The organism is Streptomyces solincola (assembly GCF_002982015.1).
Taxonomy (GTDB): domain Bacteria; phylum Actinomycetota; class Actinomycetes; order Streptomycetales; family Streptomycetaceae; genus Streptomyces; species Streptomyces solincola.
Genome location: NZ_PVLV01000660.1, coordinates 1 through 1,554, shown reverse-complemented (window position 1 = coordinate 1,554; position 1,554 = coordinate 1). Strand labels below are relative to the sequence as shown.

At 70.5% G+C, this 1,554-nt stretch carries 2 protein-coding genes; one reads left to right on the top strand and one right to left on the bottom strand.

Going from position 1 to position 1,554, the window contains the following annotated elements; genetic code table 11:
• Positions 1-33: 33 nt before the first annotated feature.
• Entirely contained in the window at positions 34-342 is a 309-nt protein-coding gene (locus tag C6N75_RS28945; protein ID WP_027731936.1) for a hypothetical protein, read from the bottom strand.
• Between the two features lie 399 nt (positions 343-741).
• On the opposite strand from C6N75_RS28945, the gene C6N75_RS28940 reads away from it, so the two are divergent.
• Positions 742-1,542 carry an SAM-dependent methyltransferase gene (locus C6N75_RS28940; protein WP_105871811.1) on the top strand — a complete coding sequence of 267 codons (801 nt, stop codon included), beginning with the start codon at positions 742-744 and terminating at the stop codon, positions 1,540-1,542.
• Positions 1,543-1,554: the final 12 nt, after the last annotated feature.

The window sequence follows — 1,554 nt, the reverse complement described above, 5'->3', positions numbered from 1 at the left end:
GCCGGTGGGTGGGCGGCCCGGGCGGGGCCGGGGTCAGACGGCCATGCCGTACACGATCGTGAAGAGCGTGCCGAGGGAACCGATGATGAAGACGCCGGTCAGGCCCGCGACGATCAGGCCCTTGCCCTGTTCGGCGCTGAAGGTGTCGCGCAGCGCGGTCGCTCCGATGCGCTGCTTGGCCGCGCCCCAGATCGCGATGCCGAGGCACAGCAGGATGGCGACGGCCATCACCACCTCGATCATCACGCGGGCCTCGTTGCCCAGGCCCCCGAAGGGCCCCCAGTTGGGGGCGATTCCTCCGATGATGGTGGTGATATCGCCCTTTTCGGCCGCCAGGTACATGTAACTCACCGCCCCTGTTGGGTAGTTCGTCGCCCTTGCCCGATGGCACGGGTCACCGCACTATCTTCGCTGATGAAACCGCCCAGGTGCGCCGACTCGGCTGGTCTCTTTACCCGATCCCCGCACATATGACCGAACCGGCCTCGCTGACCTGGGGCGCTGGAGGTTTCGGAGTATGCGTGGACGCGTATGGTCACTCTGTGTATCACGCACAGTGACTTTGGGCAATGACTGTCGTTGTTTCACCTTGGGCCACTTCGGTCCGTCCGTGCGGCCCCTGACGCAGCCATGGTGCGGCAGCGGCCCGCGCCCGTCCAGCGGCGCACGGAAGGCGCACGGCGGGCGGTGGAAGTCGCCGATCCGTCGTCAGGAGGACCGCCGGCGTTCTACGTTGGCGGGATGACGGAGACGACGGACCCGCGAGCGCTCATCGACAGCAGCAGACCGCACACCGCGCGGATCTGGAACTACTGGACCGGCGGCAAGGACTACTACCCGGTCGACAGGGAGGCCGGCGACCGCATACGCGAACTGCACCCCGGCATCGGCGACTACGCGCGCGCCGACCGGCTGTTCCTCGGCCGGGCCGTGCGCCACCTCGCCCAGGACGCCGGCATCCGGCAGTTCCTGGACATCGGCACCGGGCTGCCCAGCGCGGACAACACCCACGAGGTCGCCCAGCGGATCGCGCCGGAGTCGCGGGTGGTGTACGTGGACAACGACCCGCTGGTGCTCACCCACGCCCGGGCGCTGCTGGTGGGCACCCCCGAGGGCCGCACCGACTACCTCGATGCGGACCTGCGGGACGTCGACGCCATCCTGGCGGCCGCCGCCAAGACCCTGGACCTGGACCGGCCGGTCGGGCTGATGCTGCTGGGCGTCGTCATCTTCGTGGAGGACGACGAGCAGTCGTACGCCGTGGTGCGCCGCCTCCTGGACGCGCTCGCCCCCGGGAGCCACCTGGTGCTCTCGCACACCGTGCGCCACCCGGACATGCCGGACGTGGACGCGGCGGTCGCCTTCTGGAACGAGAACGGCACCCCGAAGCTCACCCAGCGCACCCCGGAGGCGGTCACCCGCTACTTCGACGGGCTGGAGCTGCTGGAGCCGGGCGTCGTCTCCTGCTCCCGCTGGCGGCCGGACGCCGGCGCCCCGGCGGGCGAGGTGGCGATGTACGGGGGCGTGGGCCGCAAGCCGTGAGCGGGCGGGCGG

Excerpts from the sequence above, each read along its gene's own strand:
- C6N75_RS28945 (WP_027731936.1), bottom strand. The coding sequence starts at position 342 with ATGTACCTGGCGGCCGAAAAGGGCGATATCACCACCATCATCGGAGGA.
- C6N75_RS28940 (WP_105871811.1), top strand. The coding sequence starts at position 742 with ATGACGGAGACGACGGACCCGCGAGCGCTCATCGACAGCAGCAGACCG.